The sequence below is a fragment of the Streptomyces sannanensis genome (assembly GCF_039536205.1).
GTDB classification, from domain to species: Bacteria; Actinomycetota; Actinomycetes; order Streptomycetales; family Streptomycetaceae; genus Streptomyces; species Streptomyces sannanensis.
In genome coordinates this window covers 1,979,490-2,004,913 of the sequence record NZ_BAAAYL010000001.1, presented here as the reverse complement: position 1 = coordinate 2,004,913, position 25,424 = coordinate 1,979,490, and the positions used below count along the sequence as shown (strand labels likewise).

At 67.1% G+C, this 25,424-nt stretch carries 25 protein-coding genes and 4 pseudogenes; 13 read left to right on the top strand and 16 right to left on the bottom strand.

All coding sequences use genetic code 11. The annotated features are described in order from the left end of the window. Positions 1-182: 182 nt before the first annotated feature. Positions 183-3,629 (bottom strand): laminin G domain-containing protein, encoded by a 3,447-nt coding sequence (locus ABD858_RS09320; RefSeq protein ID WP_345035773.1) that lies wholly within the window; start codon positions 3,627-3,629, stop codon positions 183-185. Between the two features lie 560 nt (positions 3,630-4,189). On the opposite strand from ABD858_RS09320, the gene ABD858_RS09315 reads away from it, so the two are divergent. Beyond that, the gene (locus ABD858_RS09315) at positions 4,190-5,659 is read left to right on the top strand and encodes an AAA family ATPase (RefSeq protein WP_345035772.1); all 1,470 of its coding nucleotides are present in this window, start codon (positions 4,190-4,192) and stop codon (positions 5,657-5,659) included. Between the two features lie 24 nt (positions 5,660-5,683). Here the strand turns inward: ABD858_RS09315 and ABD858_RS09310 are convergent, their stop codons facing one another. From ABD858_RS09310 to ABD858_RS09300, 3 genes are read right to left on the bottom strand one after another with little or no spacing between them, the layout of a single operon-like run. After that, positions 5,684-7,108: an RtcB family protein gene (locus tag ABD858_RS09310; RefSeq protein WP_345035771.1), complete on the bottom strand. Its 1,425-nt coding sequence runs from the start codon at positions 7,106-7,108 to the stop codon at positions 5,684-5,686. A gap of 59 nt (positions 7,109-7,167) precedes the next feature. Continuing rightward, the gene (locus ABD858_RS09305) at positions 7,168-7,650 is read right to left on the bottom strand and encodes an archease (RefSeq protein WP_345035770.1); all 483 of its coding nucleotides are present in this window, start codon (positions 7,648-7,650) and stop codon (positions 7,168-7,170) included. Further along, complete coding sequence (locus ABD858_RS09300) at positions 7,647-7,775, bottom strand: hypothetical protein (protein WP_345035769.1); 129 nt, start codon at positions 7,773-7,775, stop codon at positions 7,647-7,649. Before ABD858_RS09300 ends, ABD858_RS09305 begins: the two co-directional genes overlap by 4 nt. Positions 7,776-7,873: 98 nt before the next feature. Here ABD858_RS09300 and ABD858_RS09295 point away from each other — a divergent pair, with 98 nt between their 5' ends. Both ABD858_RS09295 and ABD858_RS09290 read left to right on the top strand, forming a co-directional pair. Continuing rightward, positions 7,874-8,623: a TetR/AcrR family transcriptional regulator gene (locus ABD858_RS09295; protein ID WP_345035767.1), complete on the top strand. Its 750-nt coding sequence runs from the start codon at positions 7,874-7,876 to the stop codon at positions 8,621-8,623. A gap of 29 nt (positions 8,624-8,652) precedes the next feature. Further along, positions 8,653-9,168: a GNAT family N-acetyltransferase gene (locus tag ABD858_RS09290; protein WP_345035766.1), complete on the top strand. Its 516-nt coding sequence runs from the start codon at positions 8,653-8,655 to the stop codon at positions 9,166-9,168. Between the two features lie 81 nt (positions 9,169-9,249). On the opposite strand, the pseudogene ABD858_RS09285 reads toward ABD858_RS09290, so the two are convergent. Then, positions 9,250-9,917 (bottom strand): annotated as a pseudogene (locus ABD858_RS09285) (site-specific integrase); the annotation flags it as partial. Positions 9,918-10,168: 251 nt separating this feature from the next. Here ABD858_RS09285 and ABD858_RS09280 point away from each other — a divergent pair. Further along, entirely contained in the window at positions 10,169-10,366 is a 198-nt protein-coding gene (locus ABD858_RS09280; RefSeq protein ID WP_345035765.1) for a hypothetical protein, read from the top strand. 9 nt (positions 10,367-10,375) lie between these two features. After that, complete coding sequence (locus tag ABD858_RS09275) at positions 10,376-10,780, top strand: type II toxin-antitoxin system VapC family toxin (protein ID WP_345035763.1); 405 nt, start codon at positions 10,376-10,378, stop codon at positions 10,778-10,780. A gap of 292 nt (positions 10,781-11,072) precedes the next feature. Here the strand turns inward: ABD858_RS09275 and ABD858_RS09270 are convergent. Then, positions 11,073-11,354: pseudogene (locus ABD858_RS09270) on the bottom strand (NsdA family TPR-like regulatory protein); the annotation flags it as partial. On the opposite strand from ABD858_RS09270, the pseudogene ABD858_RS09265 reads away from it, so the two are divergent. After that, positions 11,353-13,716, top strand: a pseudogene (locus tag ABD858_RS09265) (RHS repeat-associated core domain-containing protein); the annotation flags it as partial. The pseudogenes ABD858_RS09270 and ABD858_RS09265 overlap by 2 nt on opposite strands. A gap of 193 nt (positions 13,717-13,909) precedes the next feature. On the opposite strand, the gene ABD858_RS09260 reads toward ABD858_RS09265, so the two are convergent. Further along, the gene (locus ABD858_RS09260; RefSeq protein WP_345044180.1) at positions 13,910-15,145 is read right to left on the bottom strand and encodes an IS701 family transposase; all 1,236 of its coding nucleotides are present in this window, start codon (positions 15,143-15,145) and stop codon (positions 13,910-13,912) included. A 160-nt stretch (positions 15,146-15,305) separates the two neighbouring features. Beyond that, a complete protein-coding gene (locus ABD858_RS09255; protein ID WP_345033718.1) occupies positions 15,306-15,743 on the bottom strand; it encodes a hypothetical protein in 438 nt (145 codons plus the stop codon). A 167-nt stretch (positions 15,744-15,910) separates the two neighbouring features. On the opposite strand from ABD858_RS09255, the gene ABD858_RS09250 reads away from it, so the two are divergent. The 3 genes from ABD858_RS09250 (at position 15,911) to ABD858_RS09240 (ending at position 17,892) form a co-directional block, all read left to right on the top strand. After that, positions 15,911-16,372 carry a hypothetical protein gene (locus ABD858_RS09250; RefSeq protein ID WP_345035762.1) on the top strand — a complete coding sequence of 154 codons (462 nt, stop codon included), beginning with the start codon at positions 15,911-15,913 and terminating at the stop codon, positions 16,370-16,372. A gap of 67 nt (positions 16,373-16,439) precedes the next feature. Continuing rightward, positions 16,440-17,234, top strand: a complete 795-nt coding sequence (locus ABD858_RS09245; RefSeq protein WP_345035761.1) for a tetratricopeptide repeat protein — start codon at positions 16,440-16,442, stop codon at positions 17,232-17,234. A 307-nt stretch (positions 17,235-17,541) separates the two neighbouring features. After that, entirely contained in the window at positions 17,542-17,892 is a 351-nt protein-coding gene (locus ABD858_RS09240) for a type II toxin-antitoxin system RelE/ParE family toxin (RefSeq protein ID WP_345035759.1), read from the top strand. A gap of 137 nt (positions 17,893-18,029) precedes the next feature. Here ABD858_RS09240 and ABD858_RS09235 read toward each other — a convergent pair whose 3' ends face one another. Further along, positions 18,030-18,167, bottom strand: coding sequence for a hypothetical protein (locus ABD858_RS09235; RefSeq protein ID WP_345035758.1), 138 nt, complete (start codon positions 18,165-18,167; stop codon positions 18,030-18,032). Positions 18,168-18,367: 200 nt separating this feature from the next. Here ABD858_RS09235 and ABD858_RS09230 point away from each other — a divergent pair, with 200 nt between their 5' ends. Both ABD858_RS09230 and ABD858_RS09225 read left to right on the top strand, forming a co-directional pair. Further along, positions 18,368-18,949 carry a deaminase domain-containing protein gene (locus ABD858_RS09230; protein WP_345035757.1) on the top strand — a complete coding sequence of 194 codons (582 nt, stop codon included), beginning with the start codon at positions 18,368-18,370 and terminating at the stop codon, positions 18,947-18,949. An 84-nt stretch (positions 18,950-19,033) separates the two neighbouring features. After that, positions 19,034-19,351, top strand: a complete 318-nt coding sequence (locus tag ABD858_RS09225; RefSeq protein WP_345035755.1) for an ankyrin repeat domain-containing protein — start codon at positions 19,034-19,036, stop codon at positions 19,349-19,351. Positions 19,352-19,615: 264 nt separating this feature from the next. On the opposite strand, the gene ABD858_RS09220 is transcribed toward ABD858_RS09225, so the two are convergent. Together ABD858_RS09220 and ABD858_RS09215 are read right to left on the bottom strand one after the other, a co-directional pair. Continuing rightward, positions 19,616-19,810 carry a DUF397 domain-containing protein gene (locus ABD858_RS09220; RefSeq protein WP_345035754.1) on the bottom strand — a complete coding sequence of 65 codons (195 nt, stop codon included), beginning with the start codon at positions 19,808-19,810 and terminating at the stop codon, positions 19,616-19,618. 18 nt (positions 19,811-19,828) lie between these two features. After that, the gene (locus ABD858_RS09215) at positions 19,829-20,695 is read right to left on the bottom strand and encodes a helix-turn-helix domain-containing protein (RefSeq protein ID WP_425586176.1); all 867 of its coding nucleotides are present in this window, start codon (positions 20,693-20,695) and stop codon (positions 19,829-19,831) included. Positions 20,696-20,901: 206 nt separating this feature from the next. Between ABD858_RS09215 and ABD858_RS09210 the strand changes: the two genes are divergently transcribed. Next, positions 20,902-21,375 carry an ATP-binding protein gene (locus ABD858_RS09210; RefSeq protein ID WP_345035753.1) on the top strand — a complete coding sequence of 158 codons (474 nt, stop codon included), beginning with the start codon at positions 20,902-20,904 and terminating at the stop codon, positions 21,373-21,375. A 265-nt stretch (positions 21,376-21,640) separates the two neighbouring features. On the opposite strand, the gene ABD858_RS09205 is transcribed toward ABD858_RS09210, so the two are convergent. From ABD858_RS09205 to ABD858_RS09185, 5 genes and pseudogenes are all read right to left on the bottom strand, one after another. Then, complete coding sequence (locus ABD858_RS09205; RefSeq protein WP_345035752.1) at positions 21,641-23,002, bottom strand: Fic family protein; 1,362 nt, start codon at positions 23,000-23,002, stop codon at positions 21,641-21,643. 98 nt (positions 23,003-23,100) lie between these two features. Next, a pseudogene (locus ABD858_RS09200) lies at positions 23,101-23,235 on the bottom strand (PDR/VanB family oxidoreductase); the annotation flags it as partial. A 34-nt stretch (positions 23,236-23,269) separates the two neighbouring features. Continuing rightward, positions 23,270-23,671, bottom strand: a complete 402-nt coding sequence (locus ABD858_RS09195) for a PIN domain-containing protein (protein ID WP_345035751.1) — start codon at positions 23,669-23,671, stop codon at positions 23,270-23,272. After that, positions 23,656-23,910, bottom strand: coding sequence for a type II toxin-antitoxin system Phd/YefM family antitoxin (locus ABD858_RS09190; protein WP_345035749.1), 255 nt, complete (start codon positions 23,908-23,910; stop codon positions 23,656-23,658). Before ABD858_RS09190 ends, ABD858_RS09195 begins: the two co-directional genes overlap by 16 nt. Positions 23,911-24,065: 155 nt before the next feature. After that, complete coding sequence (locus tag ABD858_RS09185; protein ID WP_345035748.1) at positions 24,066-24,875, bottom strand: tyrosine-protein phosphatase; 810 nt, start codon at positions 24,873-24,875, stop codon at positions 24,066-24,068. 136 nt (positions 24,876-25,011) lie between these two features. Between ABD858_RS09185 and ABD858_RS09180 the strand changes: the two genes are divergently transcribed. After that, positions 25,012-25,410, top strand: coding sequence for a hypothetical protein (locus ABD858_RS09180; RefSeq protein WP_345035747.1), 399 nt, complete (start codon positions 25,012-25,014; stop codon positions 25,408-25,410). The last annotated feature ends 14 nt before the right edge of the window (positions 25,411-25,424 follow it).

The following is a 25,424-nucleotide window of genomic DNA, read 5'->3' as shown; positions in this document are numbered from 1 at the left end:
CCCCGTGATCGCGGAGACCGATCGGAACGTCCGTAATCCACTTCTTGCTCTGCTGAGCCCGGCCTTGCGGTCTCTTGGTCCGAACAGGTTGATCCTTTTCCGTTCTCCAGTCGTTTCAACTGCGGTTGATACGCGCCGAAGGCCGGTTGGGGCACCTGGGTGCCCCGCCCGGCCAGGGGGATCTATTCGTTGCCCGGGTTGCCCAGGACCTTGGCGTTGACCTGGTCCGCCTTCATGGCCCCGGTCCACATACGCAGCTGCTGCAGCGCGCCGGGCAGGTAGTACCCGGTCGTGCCCGCCGCGGAGCCGCGGCCCGCGGAGAGGGCGCCGGCACCCTGCGCCGCGGAGTTGAAGGAGGACATGTCCTCCTGAGGCTGCTCCGCTTGGTTCACGAAGAGGTGCGTGCTGCCGAAGCCCGTACCCGTGGCCTCACCGGCGTCGAAGACACCCGTGACATGGACCCAGGTGTCGAGCGCGGCCGGCTCCTGGGAGGGCACCGACGCAGTCTCCAGGACCTTGCCGGTCGCGTCGGTCGCGGTACGGCCGAAGCGCCAGAGGTAACCATCGGCGGACAGCTTCTCCACCCACAGGGCCCATGAGCTCTCGCTGCCGACGGCCGTGGACTGCGCGAAGATCTGAGCGCGGTAGCCGATCGGCTTGGTGTCCAGTGCCGCCTTGTCGAGTTGCACGGTGGCCGAGACGGTGAACGAGCCGGTCTCGTCCATGACTGGTCCGGTGGCGGAGACGTATCCCTTCGCACCGTCCAGAGTGAGCGACTTGTTCCCGTCGGCGCTCGTGCTCAGCTGGGCTCCCTCGGTGGAGAGCTTCAGGCCGGGCTGAAGGTAACCGCTCCTGTCCGCCATCTCGGTGCCGGTGGCAAGTGAAGCATCCCAGTCCGCAACCAGTTCGGTGGCCGCAACAGCATCTTCCTCGAGGCCGGAATCGACGCGCACCTGTTCGGCCGTCAGTGCGGTCTGCCAGACCGCGACCTCGTCCAGGTAGCCGCGGAAATGCTGTTGGAAGGTGCCCGAGAGCTTGGTCCGGCCGATCTGTGTGCCTTCCGAGGACGTCCACGGTTCGTATTCGGTCGCCTTGCTGCTCAGTGTCACCGGACCGCCCTGCGGACGGCCGTTGACGAACAACTGGATGGTGTCGTTCGTCTTGTCCACGTCGCCCTTGGTGTCGAAGACCGCGGCAAGGTGGGTCCATACCCTGACCGGCGGGTTCAGCGTGTTGCCGAGGACCACGACATCCGGTGTCGTGCTCTTGTCCTGGGTGCCCCGGTTGAATGCCCACCGCTTGTGGCCCGACGAGTAGTAGAGCGTGAACGCGGTGTCCGTCGTCCCGGGCGCGGAGAGAACAGCCTGGGTGGTCGAGCTGTCATTGAGGTACGCCCAGGCCGACACGGTGAACGAGTCCTTGGTGTTCACCGCCGGTGTCCCGGTGGACGCGTATGCCTGCTGCTCGGCCGGGTCGGTGCCGGCGAGGCCGAGGGACAGGTCGCCCGCGCCGCGCCGCGCCCTGGCCGAACCTTCCGCTCCTCCGACGAGAGTGGCGTCGTGGCGCACGGAGCCTTCTGTGGCGGTGTCCTTGGCCGTGGTCGCTCCTGGCGTCGCGTCAGCGAACTGCCACCGTCCGACGGCGCCGGCACCTGGCGCCACCTTGAAGATGAACTCCGATGGTTCGCCCCAGCGGCTGCGTACGTCCTTGGCCTCGACGACGAGAACCTGCGTACCGCCGATCGTGGGCGTCGGGCGGATCGTCACGACCGACCCGGTCTGCGTCTTGGCGGACGTTTCCGTCAGAAGCCGCCAGCGGTATTCGGTGACATCCGTGTCCACGGCGTTCGGCTTGATCTCGAATTCACCGGCTTGGCCCGGTCCGCCCATGCCCACGCAGCTTGTCGCGGTGCACTGGGTGTATGGCCCCTTGCTCGTGATCACGGGGGCCTTCGGTGCCGCGAAATCGGTCTTGAAGTAGCACCATCGCGTGTACGGCGACGACAGCCAGGAAGTCACGCCCCCCTGGGAGTAGTACGACTGCGTAAGGACGGCAACCCGATAGAGCGTGTTGTCCGAACGGGGCGTCATACGTTCACTGGCCTTCGAGCCATCGGAGTAGTACCCCGTGTCCGGAACGGTCGTATTCCAGGTGTTCACCCACGTATTCGTCGTGGTGTCAGACCTCTGAGCTTGGAAGAACGCTCGAAGCGACCCCTTGAAACCGTTCGACGGGGGCTGGACCGACGTCTGTACGTGTCCCACGACCATCGGATCGGCGCGAGTCACGATCGTCGGGTCGCGATAGTCCGTCGCACAGAACGGCGTGGTGCCGTCGCCGGGGATGACTCCGTACGGGCTGGGCACCCCCGGCTTGGGTACGTAGTCGATGCGCAGGGTGGCGTTGTCGTCGAAGCGCTTCCAGGCGTCGGGGTCGCTCTCGTTCGACGCCGCGAGCATCAGCGTCAGCCGGGGGAACTTACCGTCCGCGAAGGAGCGGACGGTGGAGGTCAAAGTGGGGTCCGCGAACTCGACCCACTGGTCCGGCCGGGAAGGGCTGCAGTAGTCGCCCCGGCCTGCCGACACGCTCACGGAGTCCATGAGATCCAGCCTCGCCGGGCCCGGCCAGCTGGTGTTCTCGGAGATGTTGTTGGTCCGCCACAGGCCCACGCCGTGCGGCGTGCAGGAGAACGACCAGGTCTCGTACGCGGCGAACTCGGCGTAGAGCACATGCTTGCCGGCCAGGTTGGTCGGGGCGAACTCGAAGTACATGCGCTTGGTGTAGTCCGAGCCGCAGTACCACGGCCCCAAGTGGCTGCAGTTGCCGACACCTTCGTCACCGTCGAAGTTCCAAAGGCGGGTGCCGTCCGACGACAGAACCGTACGCTCCTGCAGGCTCAGGCCCATGGGTGGGTCGATGAAGACGGGGTAGACCGTGTCCTTGCCGCGCAGCAGCTTCGGGTCAGGCCTGACGGTGATCGCGTTGCCGCTCACCTGGACGGGGAGCTCCGCCGTGGCGTCTCCTTGACCGGGGCGGACCGAGCCGTCCTCACCACCGGGGCCTGTACCCGTCCCCGGGGCGGCGCGGCGAAGCTGTGTCTGCGCGTCGGCGTCGTCACCGGCCGAGTCCCACATCTGTCCGGCGGGGCCCGTGAACACCGCGTTCCCATCGGCGTCGAGAGCCCGCAGGCCACCGCCCGCACCAGACACGATGTCCAGGCCGTCACCGGACGCCGTGAGCGTGACCTGGTTCAGCTCCGGGTTCGCAGCGGCCTCGGCTGTCTTGACGACCAGCACCTCGCGGTAGCCCTCGGCCGTCGCGGTCAGCCGGAGGTCCACGCCCTCGAAGACCTCGGGATACGTGGCGGTGGCCCCGTCCAGGACCGGCTCGGGCAGGGCGGCGGGCCAGCCGAGCTCCAGCGATCCCTTGCTGTTGCCCAGCCGGATCAGGTCCGTGCCGCTGCCGCCGTCGGAGAACGCCAGATCCACCACCGCGGCCTTCGGCCCGATGCTCCCGTCCGCGCGCCGCTCCAGCGTCACGTCCACGCTGCGCCACGAGCCGTCCTCGACCCGTGCTCGCTGCGGCGTCGTCGACTGCGTCAGGGTGTACGTACCGTCCGGGTTCGCCATCGTCGTGGTGTATTCCGTCCGCTCGGACACCACCTCGACCGGCTCACCCGACGCGGTCGCCAGTCCCGAGGGCGACTGGTCTGCCGTGGACGCCGCCTGTGCTTGCGTCAGTGTCCCGGCGTACACCAACGGGGGGGGCGAGACCCCTGCCGTCAAGGCGAACCCCAAGAGCACCCCGGCAGCCCGGGCCACTCTCCGTGTATGTGCAGGCATTACCTCGCCCCACCCTCCCCTGGCCTTCATGGCCCCTTCACGAAGATCACGACCTTCGAAGATCGCCAGCAGGGACGTTAGGGAGAGGCGTCCTGGTCAGGCCAGCAATTCGGCCGTGCAGGAAGCTGCAATTCCAGAACCTGCCCCCTCCGCAATCCACCCCATACAAGGCATGAACCGGGCAAGATGGACGGTCATCGGCAGATCACGCACGGTCGCGACTGCGGCTCAGCACCTCACCGGTCGAGGGTCAGCGCAGACGATGATGGGCACGGAGCGTCAGTGAACGGTTACCCGCTTTCGGTGGGACCGGCTATGATAGGCGTGTCTATCATAAGGTGGCGCTGATGCCCGCAAAACCGAATCGCCTGTTCGCCAGGGACGCCGAGTGGCAAGAGCTCAACGAGTTCGTGTCGTCCGGCCAGAGCGGTGCCGCGCTCGGGCTCGTCTATGGCCGACGTCGACAGGGCAAGACCCTGATGCTCGAGCTTCTCGCCCGGGAGACGGGTGGCTTCCTCTTCGCCGCCACGCAGCAGACCGAGACGCAGAACCTCGCCGACCTCGGCGCCGCCTGTGCCACCCACCAAGGAATGCGCAGACCGATTCGGTTCCGCGACTGGCGCGACGCCCTCGACGAACTCCTGCGTATCGGCGAGGAGCGTGAAGTCCCCGTCATCATTGACGAGTTCCCCTATCTCATCGCCGCCACGCCGGCCCTCCCCTCCTACCTGCAACAGGCTCTGACCCCTCTCGGCCACGCCAAGGAGCACACCCGTACCCGGCTGATTCTGTGCGGCAGCGCTCTCACCACCATGGCTCGGCTGCTCGGCGGAGGGGCGCCGCTGCGGGGGCGGGCGAGCCTGGAGCTTGTCGTTCGGCCGTTCCGCTACCGGGAAGCAGCCGCCTTCTGGGGGCTGGACGGCGACCCCGAGCTCGCCTTCCGGGTGCACTCTCTGGTGGGGGGCACCCCTGCGTACAAGGAAATGTGCGGCGGTTCAGGGCCCACCTCCGTCGAGGAATTCGACCACTGGGTGCAGCGCCGGCTGTTGAACCCCGCCTCCGCCATGTTCCGGGAAGGAAGTCTGCTGCTGCGCGAAGAGCCCTCGATCTCCGACCCCACCTCTTACGCGGCTACTCTCGCCGCGGTCAGCGCGGGCAGCCGCCGGAGAAGCGAGATCGCATCGACCTTGGGGCGGCCCAGCAGTGCCCTCGCTCATCTGCTTTCCGGGCTGCAGGACATCGGCCTTCTGGAACAGACCGACGATGCCCTGCGGGAGAAGCGGAGCACGTTCAAGGTCGCGGAACCGGTCGTGCGGCTGCACCAGCTGCTCATCCAGCGGCACGAGCCCGAACTCGTCATCGGCCGGGCCGACCGGGTCTGGTCGGACAACAGCGACACGGTCGCCTCGAAGATCTACGGACCGCACTTCGAGGACCTGGCACGCCAGTGGTGCATGGAGCATGCCGGCGAGACCGTGCTCGGCGGCCGGGCCACCCACGTACGCCCCACCGAAATCCCGTGCCGCAGCCATGGACAAGGCCACGAGCTGGACGTCGTGGTCACCGAGTCACAACCCTTCGCAGCAGACCGGATCACGGCGATCGGCGAGGCCAAAGGCACTCTCAGCCCCATGGACACCCCTCACCTCGAACGCCTGGAGCACCTGCGCGAACTCCTGCCTGCCGCGAAGGTGACCCAGCGTCCCAGGCTGCTGCTCTTCGCACGCTGCGGCTTCACCGCCGAACTCCAGCGAACCGCAGCCGCCCGGGGCGATGTAGAACTCATCGGCCTCGACCGGCTCTACACCGGAAGCTGAGCAACGCCCCGAAGACCGGACTGCTCAGCCCTTGAGCACGCCCAGCGGGACCAGCCGGGCCACCACCCGGCCCAGGCCGTTGTGCTCGCTCGCGACGACGACGGCCTCCACGTCCTTGTACGCCCCGGGGGCCTCCTCGATGACGCTGCGCCAGGAGATGGGCTTCATCGCCACGCCCGCGTCGCGCATGTCCGCGCGGAGTTGCCGTCCGGTCATCTCGCGGTGTGCGCGGTGGCGGCTCCAGACGCGGCCCGCGCCGTGGCAGCAGGAGTCGAACGCCTCGTTGCCGGCGACTCCGGTCATGACGTAGGAGGCGGTGCCCATGGTGCCGGGTACGAGCACGGGCTGGCCGGCGGCCGCGAGGTCGTCCGGGAGGTCGGGGTGGCCGGGAGGCAGGGCCCGGGTGGCGCCCTTGCGGTGCACGCACAGCAGCCGGCGGGTGCCATCGACCTCCCTGGTCTCCAGCTTGGCGAGGTTGTGCGAGACGTCGTAGACCAGGTCCAGGCCGGAGCCGGTGACCGCCTTGAACACGCCGCGGGCGGCGTCGGCGAGGATGTGGCGGTTGGCCCTGGCGAAGTTGGCGGCCGCCGCCATCGCCCCGAGGTAGTCGCGGCCCTCCGGGGAGTCGACGGGTGCGCAGGCGAGCTGCCGGTCGGGAACGTGGATGTCGTAGCGGCGCATGACGCCGTCCATGACCCGCACATGGTCGCCGCAGATCTGGTGGCCCAGGCCGCGCGAACCGCAGTGGATCATGACGCAGATCTGGCCCTCCCGGAAGCCGAACGCCCGGGCGCAGTCCTTGTCGTACACCTCGTCGACCACCTGGACTTCCAGGAAGTGGTTGGCCGAGCCCAGGCTGCCGACCTGCCCGGCTCCGCGTTCCAGGGCGCGCTCGCTGATCTGGGAGGGATCGGCGTCGTCCACCGCGCCGCGGTCCTCGCAGCGCTCCAGGTCGCGAGGGACGCCATGGCCGCGCTTGACGGCGTAGCGGGCACCGCCGAGCAGCAGCTCGAACAGCTCCGAGCGGCCTTTGAGGTGCCACAGCGCGCCCTTTCCCAGGCCCCGGGGGATCAGCGGGTCCAGCCGGTCCATGAGCTCCGGCAGCCGGGGCAGGAGGGCGGCGCGGTCCAGGTCGGCCGTGAGCAGCCGTACGCCGCAGGAGATGTCGAAGCCGACGCCTCCGGGCGATATGACGCCCCCGGCGGCGGGGTCGGTCGCGGCGACGCCGCCGATCGGGAAACCGTAGCCCCAGTGGATGTCCGGCATCGCGTACGAGGCACGGATGATCCCGGGCAGGGTGGCGACGTTGGCCACCTGTTCCAGCGACTTGTCCCCGGGCTCGTCCGGCAGGAGCTCCCGCGGGGCGAGGACCGCGCCGGGCACCCGCATGCCGTCCGTCCGGTCGATCCGGAAACGCCAGCGCCCTTCCTCTGCCAGCCGGATGTCCATGGTGGGCCATCCCCTTCATGAGAGCTTCGAGAGAGCTCCGGCAGGGTCCGACAGTCCCTTCACACGTCCAGGGTCACATGGCAGACCCACTCCCGGGGCGTCAGCGGATCCCGCGACTCCTGGGGCTCCTGGGCCAGCCGGAGCCCGTGCAGGGCCACCGCCTTGGGTACCGCGCCGATCTGGGTGACCGTCTCGGTGCCGGTCATCGTGTACCTCACGTGCACCCCGTCCGGGGTTGGGCGGACGGAGACGTCGGCGGGGAGTTCACCGGCTGTGTCCATCCGGTAGATGACGTCCTCCAGTACGGCGGCGAGGAGCTGTGCGTCGGTATCGGCGGTGACTTCGCCGTCACGTGGGGTGCCTGCCGCCGGGTCCGGGATGTCGGCAAAGCTGCGGACCATGCCCTGGACCGCCTCGGCGATGCACTCCTCGCGGGTCGGCGCCCATGCCTCGACGGCGAGGTCACCGGTGTGCGGCACGCTCCGGTGACCGCGGGGCGGCCTCGGTACGGGCCGGTCGCCGGCCACCCTGTCCTCGCTCACCGTCCCGCCACCGGCCGGCCGGGCAGCGTGAGGACATGCCGCGGGGTGACGATGCCGGTGATCGCCCGGCCGAAGAGGGCGCCCGGTTCGGCCATCCAGCGCAGCCGTATGTCCGTGCGCGTCATGGGCGGGCTCCTGTCACGAGGGGACAAGACTCCATCAACACTGTAGGCCGAGGTCGCAGGCCCGGCGACTCGGGCGGTGTGGCCGATAGGGTGTTCGTATGACGACCGGGGTGGTACGCCGCAGGATGGGCGTCGAGGAGCGCAGACAGCAGCTGATCGGTGTCGCGCTGGAGCTGTTCAGCCATCGCTCGCCCGACGAGGTGTCGATCGACGAGATAGCCGCGGCGGCGGGGATTTCGCGGCCGCTGGTCTACCACTACTTCCCGGGGAAGCAGAGCCTGTACGAGGCGGCGCTGCGGCGTGCGGCCGACGAACTGGCCGCGCTCTTCCTGGAGCCGCACGAAGGGCCGCTCGGGGCGCGGCTGTTGCGGGTCATGGGGCGCTTCTTCGACTTCGTCGACGAGCACGGGCCCGGCTTCTCGGCCCTGATGCGGGGCGGACCGGCTGTCGGCTCGACGCGGACCAACGCGATGATCGACGAGGTGCGGCAGGCCGCGTACGAGCAGATCCTCGCGCACCTCGGGGTGCAGGAGCCGCCCGCACGGCTGGAGTTGGTGGTCAGGTCCTGGGTGTCGCTGGCCGAGTCGACGGCGCTGATCTGGCTGGACGGCCATAGGGGTCTCCCCAGTGAAGCGAGGGGAAGGATTCCGCGCGCGGAGCTGGAGTTGCAGCTGGTGCACGACTTCGCGGTGCTGTGCGCGGTGAGCGCGGCGTACGACGCGGAGATGGCCGCGATTTTGCTGCGGGTACTCGCGAACGAGCCGGCCGACGGGCCTTTCACGGACCTCGTCACCCGGCTCGCCGCGCTGGCGCCGGGGGCGTCGCTGCCCGCTCAGCGCTTGGCGTAGGAGGCATCGAGGTCGCGTAGGTGGGAACCATGACCGCACCCATCGCATTCCGCGGCGCGGACGAGAGCGACCTCGGCGCGCTCGTCGTGCTGTACGACACGGCCGCGCGCTGGATGCAGGAGAAAGGCATCGCGCAGTGGCGGCCCGGTGACAAGGACGCGGAGCACTTCCGGGAGCGGATACAAACGGGCGAGGTCTGGGTCGCCCAGCGCGGCGACCGGATCGTCGGGGCGTACGAGCTGTGGTGGGACGACGAGCCCGCCTGGGGTGCGCAGCCGCCCGTGGCCGGGTATGTGCACCGGCTGATGACCGACCGGACACACGCTCCCGCCGGGACCGGGCGGGTGCTGCTGGCCCACGCGGAGGGCCGGACGGCCAGGGCCGGGCGGGGGCTGTGCCGGCTGGACTGCCTGTCGACGAATCCCCGGCTGCGTAGGTACTACGAGGGCACGGGCTACCGCGTGGTCGGGGAGCAGCCTTCCAAGGTGGGCAAGGGCGGCAGCCGGTACGGGGTGACGCTGCTGGAGCGTCAGCTGATCGCGTAGGACAGGCGAGGTCGTCTCCACGTCCGACGCCGAGGGCAGGACCAATCGTCGCCGTCGTCGGGCCGCGCGGCGGGCTGGGCGGGGTTGCGGAGGGGCCTGGCCGAGGAGGTCGATGGCGTCGCGTTGGAGGCGGAGTCGGACGTGGGCGTACACCGTCGCGGCCACCCCGATGTGGGCGTGACCCAACAATTCCTTGATCACGACGAATTCGACGCCCTGCTCCAGAAGGAGAGTCGCTGCTGAGTGGCGGAGGTCGTGAAACCGGATGCGGCGGAGCGTGGCCCGGCGGAGCAGGGTGTTGAAGTGCCGGGTGAGGGTGGCGCCCTCGATCGGGGAGCAGTCGGGCCGGGTGAAGACGTAGCCGCTCGCCCTCCAGCTCATCCCGGCCGCTTCGCGTTCCTGGCGCTGCCGGTCGCGGTGCTGTTCGAGGGATTGCAGGCACTCGGTGGGCAGGGCGATCCGCCGCTCCGAGCTCTGAGTCTTGGTTGGCAGGACCGTCAGGCCGCCGGAGTTGGTGCGTTGGAGGGTGCGGCGGATGCTGGCGGTCCCGTCGGCCAGGTCGAGGTCCTCCCAGCGCAGGCCGAGGAGTTCGCCCTGCGCAGGCCGGTGCGCAGGGCGAGTTCGAACAGCGCGCTCAGCCGGTGCCCGCCCGTAGCGGTCAGGAAGTCGCGGGCTTCCTAGGCGGTGAGGGGTTCGAAGCGTCGGGGCCGGGGTGTGTCGGTGCGGACGTTGCGGGCGACGTTGCGCGGGGTCCGCGGCGGCGGCCTGGCGACGCAACCGGACACCGACCACGGTGCACCTTGATCCCATACGGCACCTCCCGGCACCTCACGGGAACCGAGTCTGAGGCGTACCCGAGCAGGGGCAACGAGTCGGCCTGGGCGGGGGCCGAGGGCACCTTGAGCCACCCGCCCGGCGCGGGACCCGCTCCGGCCGCATGACTACGGCCGTATCATGAGCCGCAGCAGGCAGTGACCGGCGTTAGCGGGGAGGTCTCATCATGAGTGCAGCGGAAACCGAGCGCCCGATCCTTCCGCCGATCCGGCCCCGGCTGACGGTCGAGGAACTGCTCGTCGCGAAGAACACCCAGCCGATCCGCTCCCTCGATGACCTCAAGGCGGACACCTTCGAGTCCGACGAGGAGCTGGAGGAGTTCATCGCCTTCACCTACGCCGAGCGTCGGCGCGACGTCGCCTGAGCCGTCGCCATGCAACCCGTCATCCTCGACACCGACGTCGCCTCCCGCACCCACAAGGGCAAGCTCACCGGCCCCCTGGCCACCCACCTGATCGGCCGCAAACCGCTGATCACCTTCGTCACCTTCGGCGAGCTCACCCAGTGGGCCGAGATCCGCGACTGGGGCAGCCTCCGCCGCCAGGAACTCGCCGACTGGCTCTCCGGCATCCCCGTCCTGCCCGGTGACGAGGCCGTCGCCGCAACCTGGGGCAAGCTGTCCGCTGCCGGAAGGAAGGCTGGGAAGCCGCAGCCGGTCAACGACATGTGGATCGCCGCCTGCTGCCTCACCTACGACCTGCCGCTCGCGACCTTGAACCTCAAGGATTACGAGTACTTCAAGGACATCCACGGCCTGCGCATCCTCGGCGAGGAATAACCCACCGCCGATAGGCCATTGACGGCAACGCTGACGGCAACACCCGCGAATTCCAGCGGACACGCACGCACGCCGATTTGCTGTCAATTCGCAGGCTGACCAGCCAAATTGCAGGTCACCCTGACCCGGCCCGCACACGTACTATGTGCTGGCGGGGGCTACGCCTATCTTGGTCCATAACTGCGGCAATGGCAACGCGAGTTCATATTTCAGTGCGTATCCGAGAGAATTCCTGGAACAGGCCGCGAAATATGGAAAGGCTGGAGTTCGCGAACTTCCGGATGGCCGGGTTCGCCGCCTCGGCCTCGCGGATGTAGCGCAGTGCGCCCATACGGTCGCCGGTCTGTGCGGCGGCGTGCGCCTGCTGGCCGGCGAGGAAGGCCAGCATCCGGGGTCCGGCTTTCGGGGAGGCGGCGGCAGCGGCGTCGCCCAGTTCCATGGCCTTGGCTCCGTGGCGGAGGTCGACCGCCTGGACGCTCATTCCGCGCAGGGTGGTGCAGTACGTCAGGTGGTCCTCGCTCGCGCCCGCCAGCTCCAGGGCCTTGACGTAGTAGCGCTGCGCGAGACCGTGCACGCTCAACGGGCAGGCTTCCGGCTACAACACCAGCTTCGAGATCTACGACTCGCTGCTGCGCTCCCGCCAGGTCCAGTCGCCCTCGCCCTCCGGCGGTCGCCTGATCGCGCAGACGCTGTACGACGAGCGCGGTCTCGTGGCCTCCTCGCAGGCCGACATCTGGGACGAGAAGACGGCCCCCGGGGGCACGATCGTGCAGACCGACGGCGGTCAGGCACCCATGCAGACCGACAGCACCTATGACGGTGCGGGCCGCGCCGTCAAGGCGGTCACCAAGGTCGGGGGTGTGCCGCGCTGGACGGTCGACACGACGTACACTGGTGACACGGTGGCCACCAGTGCCCCGGCGGGCGGCCAGGCCACCGCGGTGATCACCAACGCGCTGGGCCGGACCGTCGAGCGGCGTGAGTACGCCGGCCCGCAGCCCACCGGTACCGACTACACCACCACGAAATACGTCTACACCCCGGCCGGGCAGCAGCAAACGGTCGAAGGGCCGGACCAGAAGGCCTGGTCCTACACCTACGACCTCCACGGCCGCCAGGTGAGGGCCACCGACCCGGACAAGGGCGGTACGAGCAGCAGCTACAACACCCTCGATCAGGTCGAGTCGACCACGGATGCCGAGGCCAGGACCCTCACGTACGAGTACGACGTTCTGGGCCGTAAGACCGGCATGTGGAACGGTGCCAAGACCGACGCGAACAAGCTGGCTGCCTGGACCTTCGACACGCTTGCCAAGGGTCAGCAGGACACGGCCGTCCGGTACGAGGGAGGTGCGGCCGGCAAGGCCTACACCAAGAAGGTCACCGGCTACGACTCTCTCTACCAGGTCACCGCAAGCCAGCTGCTTCTGCCGAGCACCGATCCGCTGGTCACTGCCGGTGTGAGCAGCACCCTGTCCTTCTCGACCGTCTACAACCTCGACGGCACCGTCAAGCAGTCCGGCAACCCTGCCGTGGCCGGGCTCGCGAGTGAGATCGTTTCCCACACCTACGGCTTGCTCGGCCAGCAGCTCACCTCCGGCGGCACGAGCGGCTACCTCCAGGGCGCGCTGTACTCCCCGCCGGGTGACCTCCGTCAGCTCACCCTCGCCACGAACCCCACCAGCGCCAAGAAGACCGACCTCCACTACGACTACGAGTACGGCACCCGCCGTCTGACCCGCTCCTTCGTCACCGACGACGTGCACGGCTATATGCCGCAGGAGCTGAAGTTCACCCAGGACGACGCGGGCAACGTCACGTCCATCTTCGACGCCACCACGCTCGGTGGCACCGGCAAGGCCGACTACCAGTGCTTCACCTACGACGGTCACCGCCGTTTGACCGAGGCCTGGACGCCGAAGACCGCCGACTGCGCCGCGAGTGGCCGCACGGTGGCCAACCTCGACGGCGCGGCCCCGTACTGGACCAGCTACACCTACACGGCCTCCGGCCAGCGCCAGACCGAAACCCAGCACACCAGCTCCGGCAACAGCACCACCACCTACACCTACGGCACCACCAACAACCAGCCCCACCCCCTGACCAAGACCGTCAACGGCACCACGACCAAGACCTACACCTACGACAAGACCGGCAACACCACCAGCCGCCCCGGCACCCAGGCCACGCAGACCCTGACCTGGAACTCCGAAGGCAAACTCGTCGGCACCAGTGAACCCGCGGCCGGCACCAAGCCCGCCCTGAACACCACCTACCTCTACGACGCCTCCGGCGAACTCCTCATCCGCCGCGCGGCAGGCGACGGCGACACCGTCCTCTACCTCGGCGGCACCGAAGTCCGCCTCAACGTCAAGGGCACCACCAAAACCCTGTCCGGCACCCGCTACTACACCGCCGCCGGCCAGACCATCGCCGTCCGCACCGCCACCGCAGGAGTGACCGGCACCAAACTCAACTGGCTCGCCGCCGACCACCACGGCACATCCAGCCTCGCCCTCGACTCCACCACCCTGGCCATCACCAAGCGCCACACCACCCCCTTCGGCGCCCCCCGCGGCACCCAACCCACCACCTGGCCCGACGACAAATCCTTCCTCGGCAAACCCGCCGACACCACCACCGGCCTCACCCACATCGGCGCCCGCGAATACGACCCCGGCACCGGCCAATTCATCAGCATCGACCCACTCCTCGAACTCGACAAACACCAGACCCTCAACGGCTACACCTACGGAGCCCAGAACCCAACCACCTTCTCCGACCCCACCGGCCTCGGCCTCGCCTGCGGCGCCGGCATGGAAGCCTGCCCCAAAAACCCGAATGGAGGCCACAGCGGCCAGCCGTCAATCATCAACACCGGCGGCGGTGGCGGAAACACCAGCGGCACCGCCGCTACTGATAGTGCGGGCCAGACGAGTGGCTGCGATGCGCAATGCAATGCAGAACTCGACGCGGTACTTTCGCTGGCTGATGATTCCGCTCCCATAAACACCGGAAACTGCGGTTCTACGATTGGTGGAAGTACCTGCCCCGGATGGCTGACGCCCGGGCAAATCAGGGCTCAGGGGGTAATTGGGGCCCTAGTACTCCAGCTGTAGATGGTGATCTTCACGCTTGAGCGGCTTGCCGCCGGTAGTGGCTGGCCTGGGATCGGGCTTGGTGGCGGCGTCGCCAGTCGGACCAGCCGAGCCGATGTGCGGCATCGTGGACGGGCCGGACGACGAGAGTGATGAACAGGCGCTGGATCTCGTTGCAGGTGAGGGGTATGAGGCCGTTCGGTGCCGGTTGGCGGGCATGGTCATCGGCTCGGACGACGGCGAGGAAGGCGTGGGCGAGCATGGCGAGGGTGACCCAACGGGACCAGGACGTGTAGCGGCGGACCTGGTGCTCGTCCAGTGCGGCCAGGCCCTTGCCGGACTGGAAGAACTCCTCCACCCGCCACCTTGATCCAGCTACTCGCACCAACTCGGCCAGCGGCACTGCGGCGGGCGAGTAGCAGCGGTAGTAGGCGAGTTCGCCGGTGCTGCGGTTGCGGCGGATCAGCATCTGGCGGCTCCCGGGTCGGGGGTCGGCGAGGTCGATGACGGCCCAGTCGTAGAAGCGGTGGCCCTTCGCACCGGTCCCCGCCGACAGCTTCTGCCAGGCCCGCTTGGGGACCTTCTTGGCCAGGGTGTCGGCACGGAACTTGCCGGCTCCAGTTGCGGCTTCGTACGAGCAGGCCACCGCGAGGACGTAGCCGGTGCCGCGTTCCTCCAGCACCGTGCGAAGTTTCGGGTTACCGCCGTAGACCTCGTCGCCCGCAACCCACGCGGCCCGGTGGCCGGCGTCCAGGAACCGGGCGACCATCCGCGCAGCCAGTTCCGGCTTGGTGGCGAAAGCGGTCTCCTCGCCAAGCCCGGCGGCCCGGCAGCGGTCGGGGTCGGCGGTCCAGGAGCGCGGGACGTACAACTCCCGGTCCACCGCGGCATGCCCGCGCTGACCGGCGTAGACCAGGTAGACGGCAACTTGGGCGTTCTCGATTCTGCCGGCAGTGCCGGTGTACTGGCGCTGGACACCGACCGTGGCGGTGCCCTTCTTCACGTCGCCGGTCTCGTCGACCACCAGCACCGCCCGCTCGTCGCGCAGGTGCTCCACCACGTAGCCCCGCACGTCATCACGGACCGCGTCGGCGTCCCACTTGGCCCGGCTGAGCAGGTGCTGCATCGCGTCTGGGGTGGACTCCCCGGCCCACTCGGCGATCGTCCAGCAGTTCTTGCGAGGCAGGTCCGACAGGAGTCCGAGCACCAACCGCCGGACTCGGCGGCGGGGCTCCACCCGCGCGAAACGACCCGCGATCCGGCTCATCAGGCCCTCGAATACGTCCTGCCAGTGGACCGGGTCTACGCTGTGACCTGCGGCCACCGCTTGATCGTTCGTTGTCTTCACAAACCACGATGATCACCGGTGGCCGCAACCGTCTCGCTCCCGGTCCAGATCGCGGGACCGTACCGCGGCGGCCGGGATGCTAGGCCATCCAGCAGTACAGGCCGTGACCCCGCCCCTCGGCGGCACGGGCCAGGTCTGCCAGATCACCCAGGAGTTCCCGCACCATCTCCAAGTCGAACGCCTCGCCCTCGGCGGCCCGTTCCTGGATCCACAGCTCGCCGACCTCGGCAAGGCGAGAGGCCGAAGCGCCGGCCAGCGCTCCTTGAAGCGCACCCGAGGCGACAAACAGCAGGGGGCCGTCCCCATCCTCTGGGTCAGCAACCATGCGCGGCTCATCGGACGCGACGAGCGCCTCGAAGCTCTGCCCAGTAAGCAGGCTCTCCCACTCGACCACCGCCTCGGAAGCATCGAAGTTGCCGCAGGCCAGCGAGTCGAAGACGCCGACCGGCCCGCGATCAACAATGCCCGCAGCTGAGGTGTCGTCAGGGGCGATGAAGAACTTGATGATGATGCTCACCTGTGCATGGTGCCCGCTCAGGCCGCCACACCCCCACACGATGTCCCGGGAGATCCTGCCGAAGTCCATCAAGATCACGATCTACAGCTGGAGTACTAGACCCCACTGGGATTCTGGACGGCGTCTCTTGCGCTCAGGATCCGGACCAAATCGGATGCGGTGTGGCGGTGGCTGGGGCCATCCCGCTATTCGGCAAGGCATTCAAGGGTGGAAAAATCATCCTCAAGAATATAGACGATCTGGACGAGGTCCCAAATAAGTTTCCGGATGAGATCGACTTCCCCAAGTTCGAGGAAGGAAAGACTGCTGCTTGGGCAGACGGAGAATTCACCCTCAGTGGTTATTCGGCAGATGTGCCGCCTGGATTTTCAAGGCCCATACTGAGTGCTGTCGCCAAAGAATTTCCCATGAATCGGACGCCGAGCTTCAAAGACAATAATGCTGGTGATGGGGCCTTCTGGCTGAGTCACGCAGAGAAGCAGGTACAAACTTTGAGGCCTGGTAAGCCTATCGTGTCTACGCGAGACATGTGCGACCACTGCTTCCAGGATTTCACTGAACTCGCCCGGTTGAATAGTCAGAACTATTACGTGCTCGATCCGAGTGGGTTGTACGTTTTCAAGCCGTGATCGATGCGGGCCTGGGTGTTTGCTACCCTTAAGCGACACCCAGGCTTTATCTTATAGCTACAAGTAGGTGCTGGAATTGGTAAATAAGAATTCAAGTCTCCTGGTCGAGGCCGAGTCACTCTTGAAGGGAATGGCACGGCGGGACGCGGTGGCGATCCGCCGAATGCAGCAACTATTTCCCCGCCTCAAGCGTATTGCTGATGGCGGTGACCCCGACTTTCAATCCATTGTTGCTGGGCTGGCGCTCGAGTATATGGGGAAACCGCAGATTGCTCTGACTTATTTCCGAGCGGCTGCGGATGTTGGTCATGCTGCGGGTCAGCGTGGCCTCGCGCATATGCTAATCAATGGAATTGGGGTCGAGAGAAATGAAAAAATGGCTGCCGACCTTTTCAGATCTGCGGCGGCGGCTGGTGATGCTTTTGCCAAGCATAATCTGGCAGGTATGTATCTAAGGGGAGTGGGCGTCGACGAAGACCGAGGTCGAGCCATTGCTTTGTTGACGGCTGCTTCGAGGGAAGGGGTCGACGCTGCTTCGCGCACGCTAGGGGAAATTGAGGCATCGGAAGGTAATCACTCAAAGGCGAGGGAATACTATGAACTCGCCGCCGCGCAGGGATCATATCGAGTTCTTATTCAGCTTGGCGTAATGTTTCGCGATGGCGTGGGCGGTCCAGTGGACCAAGTACAGGCTGTTAAGTGCTTTCTCAGACTGTTGGATATTGGGTATGGGGATGGTTTGCACGAAGCGCGTTCCGTATCGCGTTCCATGAGCGATCGGGATATTCGAGAGGCCGCCCGCCTCGCGGGCAGGCCGAGCGAGGGGGAAGTCCTGATTAAAGGAAAGTTGCGGGATTCGTGATCAGGTTGGTGAGCGGGAGGCGGTCGTCGCTCAGGTGAGTAGGGTCGGGGAATGGTGCGGCGGCCGCCTATGCGGCTCCGTTTCCAGCCCCCGCCCGTCAAGTGAAGTAGGCCGCTGACGAGGTGCCCGTGGCGCGGGTCTTTTTCCGTCGGCCCCTTCCCGAACGAGACAGGCGAGTTTCCCAGTATCCCGCTCTCCAGTGATCACTTCCGCGAGACCGCAGCGGGCCGCCCAGCATGGATGTCTTCATGGCAGCGTCAGCAGATGACCAAGGTCTTCCGCTTCCGCTTGGCCATGAGGTGGACCCATGACTGTTTCTCGCATGGGTCAGGCCCCCGGACTCGCACATCTCGCAGCATTCACCTCGATTCGCCAGTTGGGTTCGGTGGCTGATCGTCGCCACCTCAGCGGCAAGCTCCGCGAACTGCGCTTCGACCTCGGCGGCAACACCCAGCGGATCACCTACTGGCTGGCCCCGGGCTGCCGCGTCGTGTTGCTCACTGTCTTCCGCAAGACCAAGATGCGCGAGACGGCCAAGGTCGAACGCGCCCGCGCCGCCCAGGAGGCGTGCGAGACGAGTCATGAACCGGCTGCCGCACACGAGGTCTACAGCCGCGACATCAACCTCGATTCTTCAGCGATGATCGTTGCTGTGTGAGGTGATGGGTTCACCCGGTTTGTTCCGACGAGTGTCGGGCGGGGTCTTCGCGTGTCGCTGCGGCTGCGCCGGGTTCCACGGGCCCGGGAGGTGCGGTGCTTCTCCTTCCTGGTCTTCGTCGGGGTGGTGTCCGTTTGTCAGGTGACGGCGGGCAGGCCGGTGAGGCGTTGCCAGGCCAGGACGAAGGCGCCGGTCCAGGGCCAGGTGGGGTCGAGGCGGAGGTGCCGGCGTCGGGCGTGTGCCGTGAGCCGCGGGCGAGTCTGTGTAGCGCTCACCGTACAGACCCGCGGGTGGGTCTGGCGGCGGTGGCGGCACCGCCCCCACCAACAGCAGTGGCAGCACCACGAGCAGCAGCGACGACGACTGGTGGCTTGAGGGTTACAAGCCAGGGCAGACAAGCAACCTGTGCAACGTCTCCGTGAGTTCCGGATGCGACGAAGAGTTCCGACAGCGGGTCGCCCAGGACTACAAGGACATGACGGTCCTCGACGACTACACGAACTGCACACTTCACCACGATGAGACAGCTTGCGAAGTTTCCGGTTCGGCGTTCTCTTCCGGCGGTGGAACCTGGGCGGCAAGTATTTTCTTCGCCTTCTCTCATAGGTTGCAGTCGCGACTCTTCATCAACCGGGCAGAAACATATGCAGGAAATCAGGAAGCCTGGGCCGGGGTTGACCAGGCGATCGCAACTAAACTCTGGAGCAAGAACAGGGCCGGTCTGGCGGGAGTTCTGCGAGTGGGAGATAGCCCTCCTCAGTTCCTGGCCGCTGTCATTGGGGCGCAGGGGAACCGCAAGGGTGTCGTCCCCGACGTTGGCATAGACGGAAATCCTGCGCGCTACAAGACGACTCCCACTGGGAATAATGAGCGGGACAACGACACGGAGTACAAGATGCTTACATATATCGCCAACCAACTTAGTGGGCCGTCGAATGTTAGCGGAAGTCTCACAATGCACTCAACTCGACAGGCTTGTTTCTCCTGTACGTCGGTGATCGGGCAGTTCGCGCAGAAATTCCCGAAAATTAGAATCAATTATACGTCCGGCAATTAGGCTAACATCTAGGTCGATATGCCGTAGGGTGCCGATCAGGTGCGGCACCCCATTGGTGGCTTTCTGTAGGGAGAGGGAGTTGCAATGGGAGTGGAGCCTTGGACGCCAGCGCATCAGGCGGTTGAAAGAAATGATTATGAGGAGCTTGCTGCACTTCTTGACGCCGGGACTGACCCAAACGAAGTTTGCTTTGGAATGACGCTACTCGCGCATGCCATCGAACTCGAAGGTGATTCAGCGCTGCAGTCTGGATACCGGCTGCATTCCGCGGTCACTGCGATCGTCCTTGCCTATGGGGCTGATCCGGCGTTGATTTCGCGTAATGGGCAAACCCCTATGGAGATCGCGGAAGAGTATGATCATGAACCGGCCAAGCGCCTGCTGCGACGTTTCTTGAGGTGAGATGGATTCTCCTTGACGAGGTGGGGGATTTCGGGATGGAGAACTCTGAACCTAGATCCAGTTAAACAGCCGGATGGCTGGTCCTTTCCGTTCTTAGAGTCTCGGACAGCCGCGATGCTGGGCATGTTGAGTACGACTTTGATGCATTCTCCGGCCGAGATGCTTGGCTTCGACGAGTGCGTCGATGGTGCCGCGCTCACGTGTGGCGGTCAGGTCGTGGGCGGCGCCAACACGGGGACGCAAAAAGATTGATCCGCTGCAAACTCAAAAGTTGTGGTCGGCGAGATCCGGCGTGATGGCGGATATCAGGTCGTGCAGAGCACGGCGCGTGGTTGTGACGGTTGTCCCGGGGGCCTTGCTGTCGCCGAGGAGGACAGTCCCGTCGGGGGCGATGGCGACGCAGACGCAGTTGGCGGCTTCGGCGCTGTAGGAGGATTTCCGCCAGTGCAGGTCGGGCACGGGTGCTCCCTCTTCGGCTCAGGTGTCGTGGGCGATGCGGTGGATGAGGTCGCGGGACTTCTCGGGTGAGAGTGCCCGGGCCTCCATCCGGTCCAGTACGGAGCGGTAGCGGGCCAGTTGGGCTTCGGCGTCGAGGAACTCGCAGCCGTGGTCGGTGTCGAGGACGACGGTGTCGAGTTGGGGGACCGGCCCTGAGGCGTAGGTGATCGGCTGGCCCGAGGCCGGGAATGAGGCCTCGCCGAAGGGGATCACCAGGATGATGATGTTCTCGTGTTCGCTCGCTTCCAGCAGGCTGTCCAGCTGTTCGCGGGCCGCCTGGGGGCCGCCGAAGCCCATGCGCAGGGCTGCTTCGTGGACGATGGCGGTGTAGGGGGTGGGAGTGCTCTCGTAGAGGACAGCCTGGCGTTTGATGCGGTACGAGACGCGATGTTCGATCTCGTACGGGCGCAGGGGCGGCATGCTCTCGGCCATCACCGCACGGGCGTGGGCGGTGGTCTGCAAGAGGCCGGGCATGTGGATGACGACTGCCACTCGGAGCGCGGTGGCGTGGTGTTCCAGCTCGGCGAGGTCGATCAGTCCGGGGGCCAGGCGTTCCTGGTACTCGTCCCACCAGCCTTGGGCACGTGAGCCCGTCATGGAGGCGAGTGCGTTGATGTAACTCTCGTCGGAGCAGGCGTAATGACGGGCAAGCGTGCGTACGCGGTCGGCGCTGACGGCATACCGGCCGGCTTCGATGTTGCTGATCCGGGACTGGGGGCCGCCGAGCAGGTCCGCCGCGGCGGTCGACGTGAGTCCGGCGCGTTCGCGGAGCTTGCGCAGTTCGGTGCCGAGGCGCTGCTGGCGCAGCGTGAGGGACATACGGGCCGGCATCGGGGCTCTCTTCATGGGTCACCCACACGGGTGGGATTGTCATGGCTTATGGCCTTCCAATGGAAGACCTTACAATTGTGCCGCTACGGTGTGACTCAGGCCGCTCAACTGGCCCAGTCGGTAAGTCGGAAGCGCACCGCAGCACGCCGTGCTGCGGCACTGCCACCGCGCGGCCTCGGATTGTCGAGTGATCCAACTCCACCTCCTCGCAGGAGACTTCCATGGACACCGTATCCACGTACGCACCCTGGTCGTACCTACTCCAACTTCCGCACGATCCGCGCGCCCCGCGTGTGGCCCGGATGACGCTTCGGGCCGTGCTGGGCGGGCACGGCCTGAGTGAACTTCTCGACCCGGCCGAGCTGTTGGCGTGTGAGCTGGTCACCAATGCGTACCGCTACTCCGAAGGACCCTCGACGCTGCGTTTGCGGTACATGGACGGCAGCCGGCTGCGGGTGAGTGTGTGGGACACCAACCCCGTCATTCCGCCGCCGTTCGACAAGCCGCCCGGAGCTCTGCGGGGTGTGCCCGACGTGGGCGGGGACGATTCCGACGGCGGTCGTGGACTGCTGCTCGTGCAGCGGTGTGCCGACAACTGGGGCGGCTACCCGCTGGGCGACGACCTCTTCGGCCGCGGCGGCAAGCTGCTGTGGTTCGAACTCGGACCCAGGCCGGCCGAGGCCTGTGCCGCGTGACGGTCGCAGGTCGAGAGCCGGCCGGTCGCCTCGGCAGCGATCCGGGGGACTGTGAGGTGAGGTGTGAGCGGCGGAGTTCTACGTCGAAGGGCTACCAGTTCCTGGTTATCCACCTGCCGGAGGGCAAGGCGACCCCTGGGCGTGCTCCTACCAGGGCGCCGAGCCGAGCGTCCTCGTCGGCCAGGCCATCACCGGCAGTGACCCCGCAGCACGTCTTCACGTTGCCGGACGGCCGGTCACGAAGAAGCGAGCCGGGCGCCCGCGCTCACTGAAGCTCGACCAGGTCGTGAATCCGGGAGTCGATGTCGGGGGCCGGGGTCCAGACGAATGCCCGACCGGACCGGTGCTTGACGAGAAGCCCGTGGTCCTCCAGTGCGAGCAGGTCCTGGCGGGCCGTCTCGTAGACGATGCCGTGGCTGGACATGTGGGAGCGGAGCGTGAATCCGGCGTCCGGATTCTTCAGGGCGGCTTCCAGCAGGGCGGTCTGGCGGTGGTTGAAGGACGCGGTGGCGGAGGAGAGCCTGCGCTGGAGATCGCGCATCTCCCTGGTCTTGCGTTCCAGATAGGCGTGCAGCCGTGCGATGGAGCGCTGCAGCACATCGAGCTGGTGCAGGTGGAAGTACGTGAGATCGTTCTCGTCGTCCTCCGTGTGTAGATAGCCGTGTGCGTACTTCACGGGGGCGTTCTTCAGGATCGGGGAGACCGCTACGAACTCGGTCAGCCAGTACCCCTGGTTGAGCATCGACCAGTAGAACAGGGCGCGTGCGGTACGGCCGTTGCCGTCCTCGAACGGGTGATCGTAGCCGATCATGAAGTGGAGGGTGATCGCGCGCAGGACGGGCGGAACGTACCCGTCTCCGAGTCGGCCGTTGGCGAACCGGCACAGTCGGTCGCTGCGTTCGGGCAGGGATGCCGCGGGCGGCGGGGTGTGCAGCAGCAGGCCGTCGTCCGTGAAGACCCCGATACGTTCCTCCCCCGGAAGCTGGAATCTTCCTGCCGAGGCAGGGTTGTCGAGTGTGCCGTCCGTGACGATCCGGTGGATCTCGCAGATGAGCTGGGGGGTGAGCGGCTCGTCCCTGAGCTCGCCGATCATCCGCATCGCCTGGAAATTGTTGAAGATCATGCGCTCGTCGCGGGTGCGCGGTGCACGGCCTGCCCGGAGCATCTCCTTGGCGACGCGCCTCGTGGTGGACGCGCCCTCGAGCTGGCTCGAGTTGATGGCCTCCTCGATGAGGGAGCTGATCAGGTAGCGGTCACGAGTCGCTTGGTTGGTGACCTGGCTGGTGACCTGATCCTCTGCCGAGATCCTTCCGCTCGCGTCCCTGCTGACCTGTTCCAGTGCAGCGAGGACGACATCGGGCAGGGCGAAAGTGAACGGCTTGCCGTGGGTGTCGGTCAGCGGCAGTACCCGCTGCATCTGGCGGCGGGTGAACTTGATGCCCGTCCACCACTCCTCGTGCGTGAGTCCCTCGGGTGGTGTCTTGTGGCGAATCTTGTCCCAGGGGAGGTACGGGTCCGCCGGGCCGGCCCCGGGGATCTGGAGGATCTTCGCGAGCTCGGTGGGGTCGGAGCGGAAGGCGTCCTGGATCAGCCGATCCGGGTCCGGCGGGGGCGCGGGGCGCTTCACTGGGTCCCCTTTCGAGCGCGAGGTACTACTAGCTCTACTGGTTTCTCCCAGATTAGTACTTGCCAGCTACTATTTTCTCCCAGATCAGTATTTAGCGCTCACGGATCCAGGACCAGGCGGTCGCCTCGGCAGCGGGAGACGCAGATCGGCATCGAGTCGTCCCGCTCGGCGTCCGTCAGCAGGTCGTCGTGGTGGTCGATCCCCCCTTCCCATACGCGCTGCCGGCAAGCGCCGGGCAGGTCTCCCACGCGGATGAGGCACTGGAGATCAGCGGTGGAGGGTGTGGACCCCAGGGAGGCCGTCGAAGTCGGCCTTCGAATCCGTTGTGACGATGTGTCGTGCCGTTGCTGCTGCCGTCGCGGCGATGACGAGGGCGTGCGCGCCCCGGGGTTTCCCCGCCTGGCGGACGTGTGCGAGCAGGCGGGCGTGCACACGGGCTGTTTCGGTGCTGTACTCCTCGACGGGCACCAGGGCGAGAACGCCGTCGACGAATTCCTGGCGACGCTGGCGGTTGGTGTCGTTGGCAAGCTCGACCCCGAGCTGCAGCTCCGCGACGCTGATCGCTGCCAGAGCCACGTCGTCGTCACCTCGAAGGAGCTCGGCGAGGCCGAGGCCGTCACGTTCGGCGCGGATGAGGATTCCGGTGTCCAGGATCAGGCGTCGGGCCACGCCGTGCTCACCTCGTCCGTCAGGAGGGCGCGGGCTGATTCGACGTCCTCGGCGAACTCGGGGTCGGGGCGGTTGCGGGCGAGGAAGTCCTTGAGGGCGGCGCCGTTCCCGGCCGAGGCGGGGCTCAGTATGGCGAGCCTTCGCCCTGCGCGGGTGATCACAATCGTCTCGCCGTGTTCGGCGCGGTCCAGGACCGATGCGAAGTTCCTTGACACCTCTGTGGCTGTCATAGTCTTCATGGAATCAGAGTATCTGATCCTGCCTGACAGAGCGCCGTTTATCAGCTGTCGATTATAGGTCCACGACCAGCCGGGCGCCGCGGCAGCGGGAGATGCGGACCAGCGTGGGCGTTCCTTGAGGTGTTCGGTCGCCGTTTCGGAGACGCCGGGCAGGCTCACGCGGCGGCCGGGTCGGTGACGAGGCGGGTGCGGATGCGTTCGACCGCGGCGTCGGGCACGCCGAGGCCCTCGCGTACGTACTTCTCCATGGAGCCGTAGCGTGTGTCCACCTCGGCCAGCCCCGCGGCCAGATACTCGGGCACGACGCCGATGACCGCGAGTGCCGTCTCCGGGTCGCCGCCCTGGGCGATGAAACCCTCGACGAGCGGGGCGAAGGCCTGGCGCACGGCCGCGTTGACGATCAGATATTCACGCTCGATGGTCTTCTTGTCCGCACCGAGCAGCGTCAGCAGCACCGCCACCGCCCAGCCGGTACGGTCCTTGCCCGCGGTGCAGTGGACGAGCAGCGGCCCCGCGTCCGGCTCGGCGAGTTCGGTGAGCAGGACACGGTAGGCCGACTGCGCCGAGTCCGAGGTGACGAACGAGCGGTACGTCTCCTTGAACAGCTCCTGCGCCTTGCCGCCGCCCAACCGCTGTTCGGTGACGGCCGGGTCCGCGAGCACCTGCTTGAGCCGGGCGGCGGCCGACATGGCGCCGGAGGTGACGGTGTCGGCGAGGACGTCGGCGACGATCAGGCGGACGCCGTCCGGGATCCGGTCGGGGTGCTCGGAACGTTCGGGGGCGGTACGGAGGTCGATGATCGTGCGCAGTCCCAGGGCGGCGAAGGCGGGGTCGGCCGCCGGGTCGAGCCGGTCGAGCCGGCCGGAGCGGAAGACCAGCCCGGGGCGGACGGAACGGCCACGGGGCAGGGCGGTGCCGCCGAGGTCGCGGACATTGGCGACGGTGGTGGCGGGGATCGCGGTCATGACAGGCGGCTCCTGCGCTTCGGTTTGTGCTGTTTTGGCAGGGAACGGTAGCCGACATGCGCGCCGGCAGCGGTGAACGGCCGTGCTTGGCCCGTTCAGCCGCGCGAGCGGGGGAGGGCCGGGCATGATGGCCCGTATGCGCAAGCAAGCCGCCGCGGCCGCCTCCGCCCTGGTACTGACCCTCGCTCTGGCCGCCGCCTGCGGTGACCACGGGGGGCACCCCCGCACCGCCACGGGCACCCTGGAACAGCTCGCGGCGAAGGCGGGCTGCGAGCCGGACATCCAGACGGACGCGACCGAGCTGCGTCAGGCCGACTGCGCCACGGACGGCGGCCGCTATGTGCTGATGACCTTCGCCACCGACCGCGGCCGGCGCGAGTGGCTGAACGGCGCGAAGGACTACGGCGGCGCGTATCTGGTGGGCGGCACGTGGGTCGCGGTGGGCGACCGGACGGTGGTCACGGCGCTGCGCGGCCGGCTCGGGGGGACGGTGGAGACGGGAACCTCGCACCACCGCGAACGCCACGGGAGCTGACCGCGCAGGGTAAG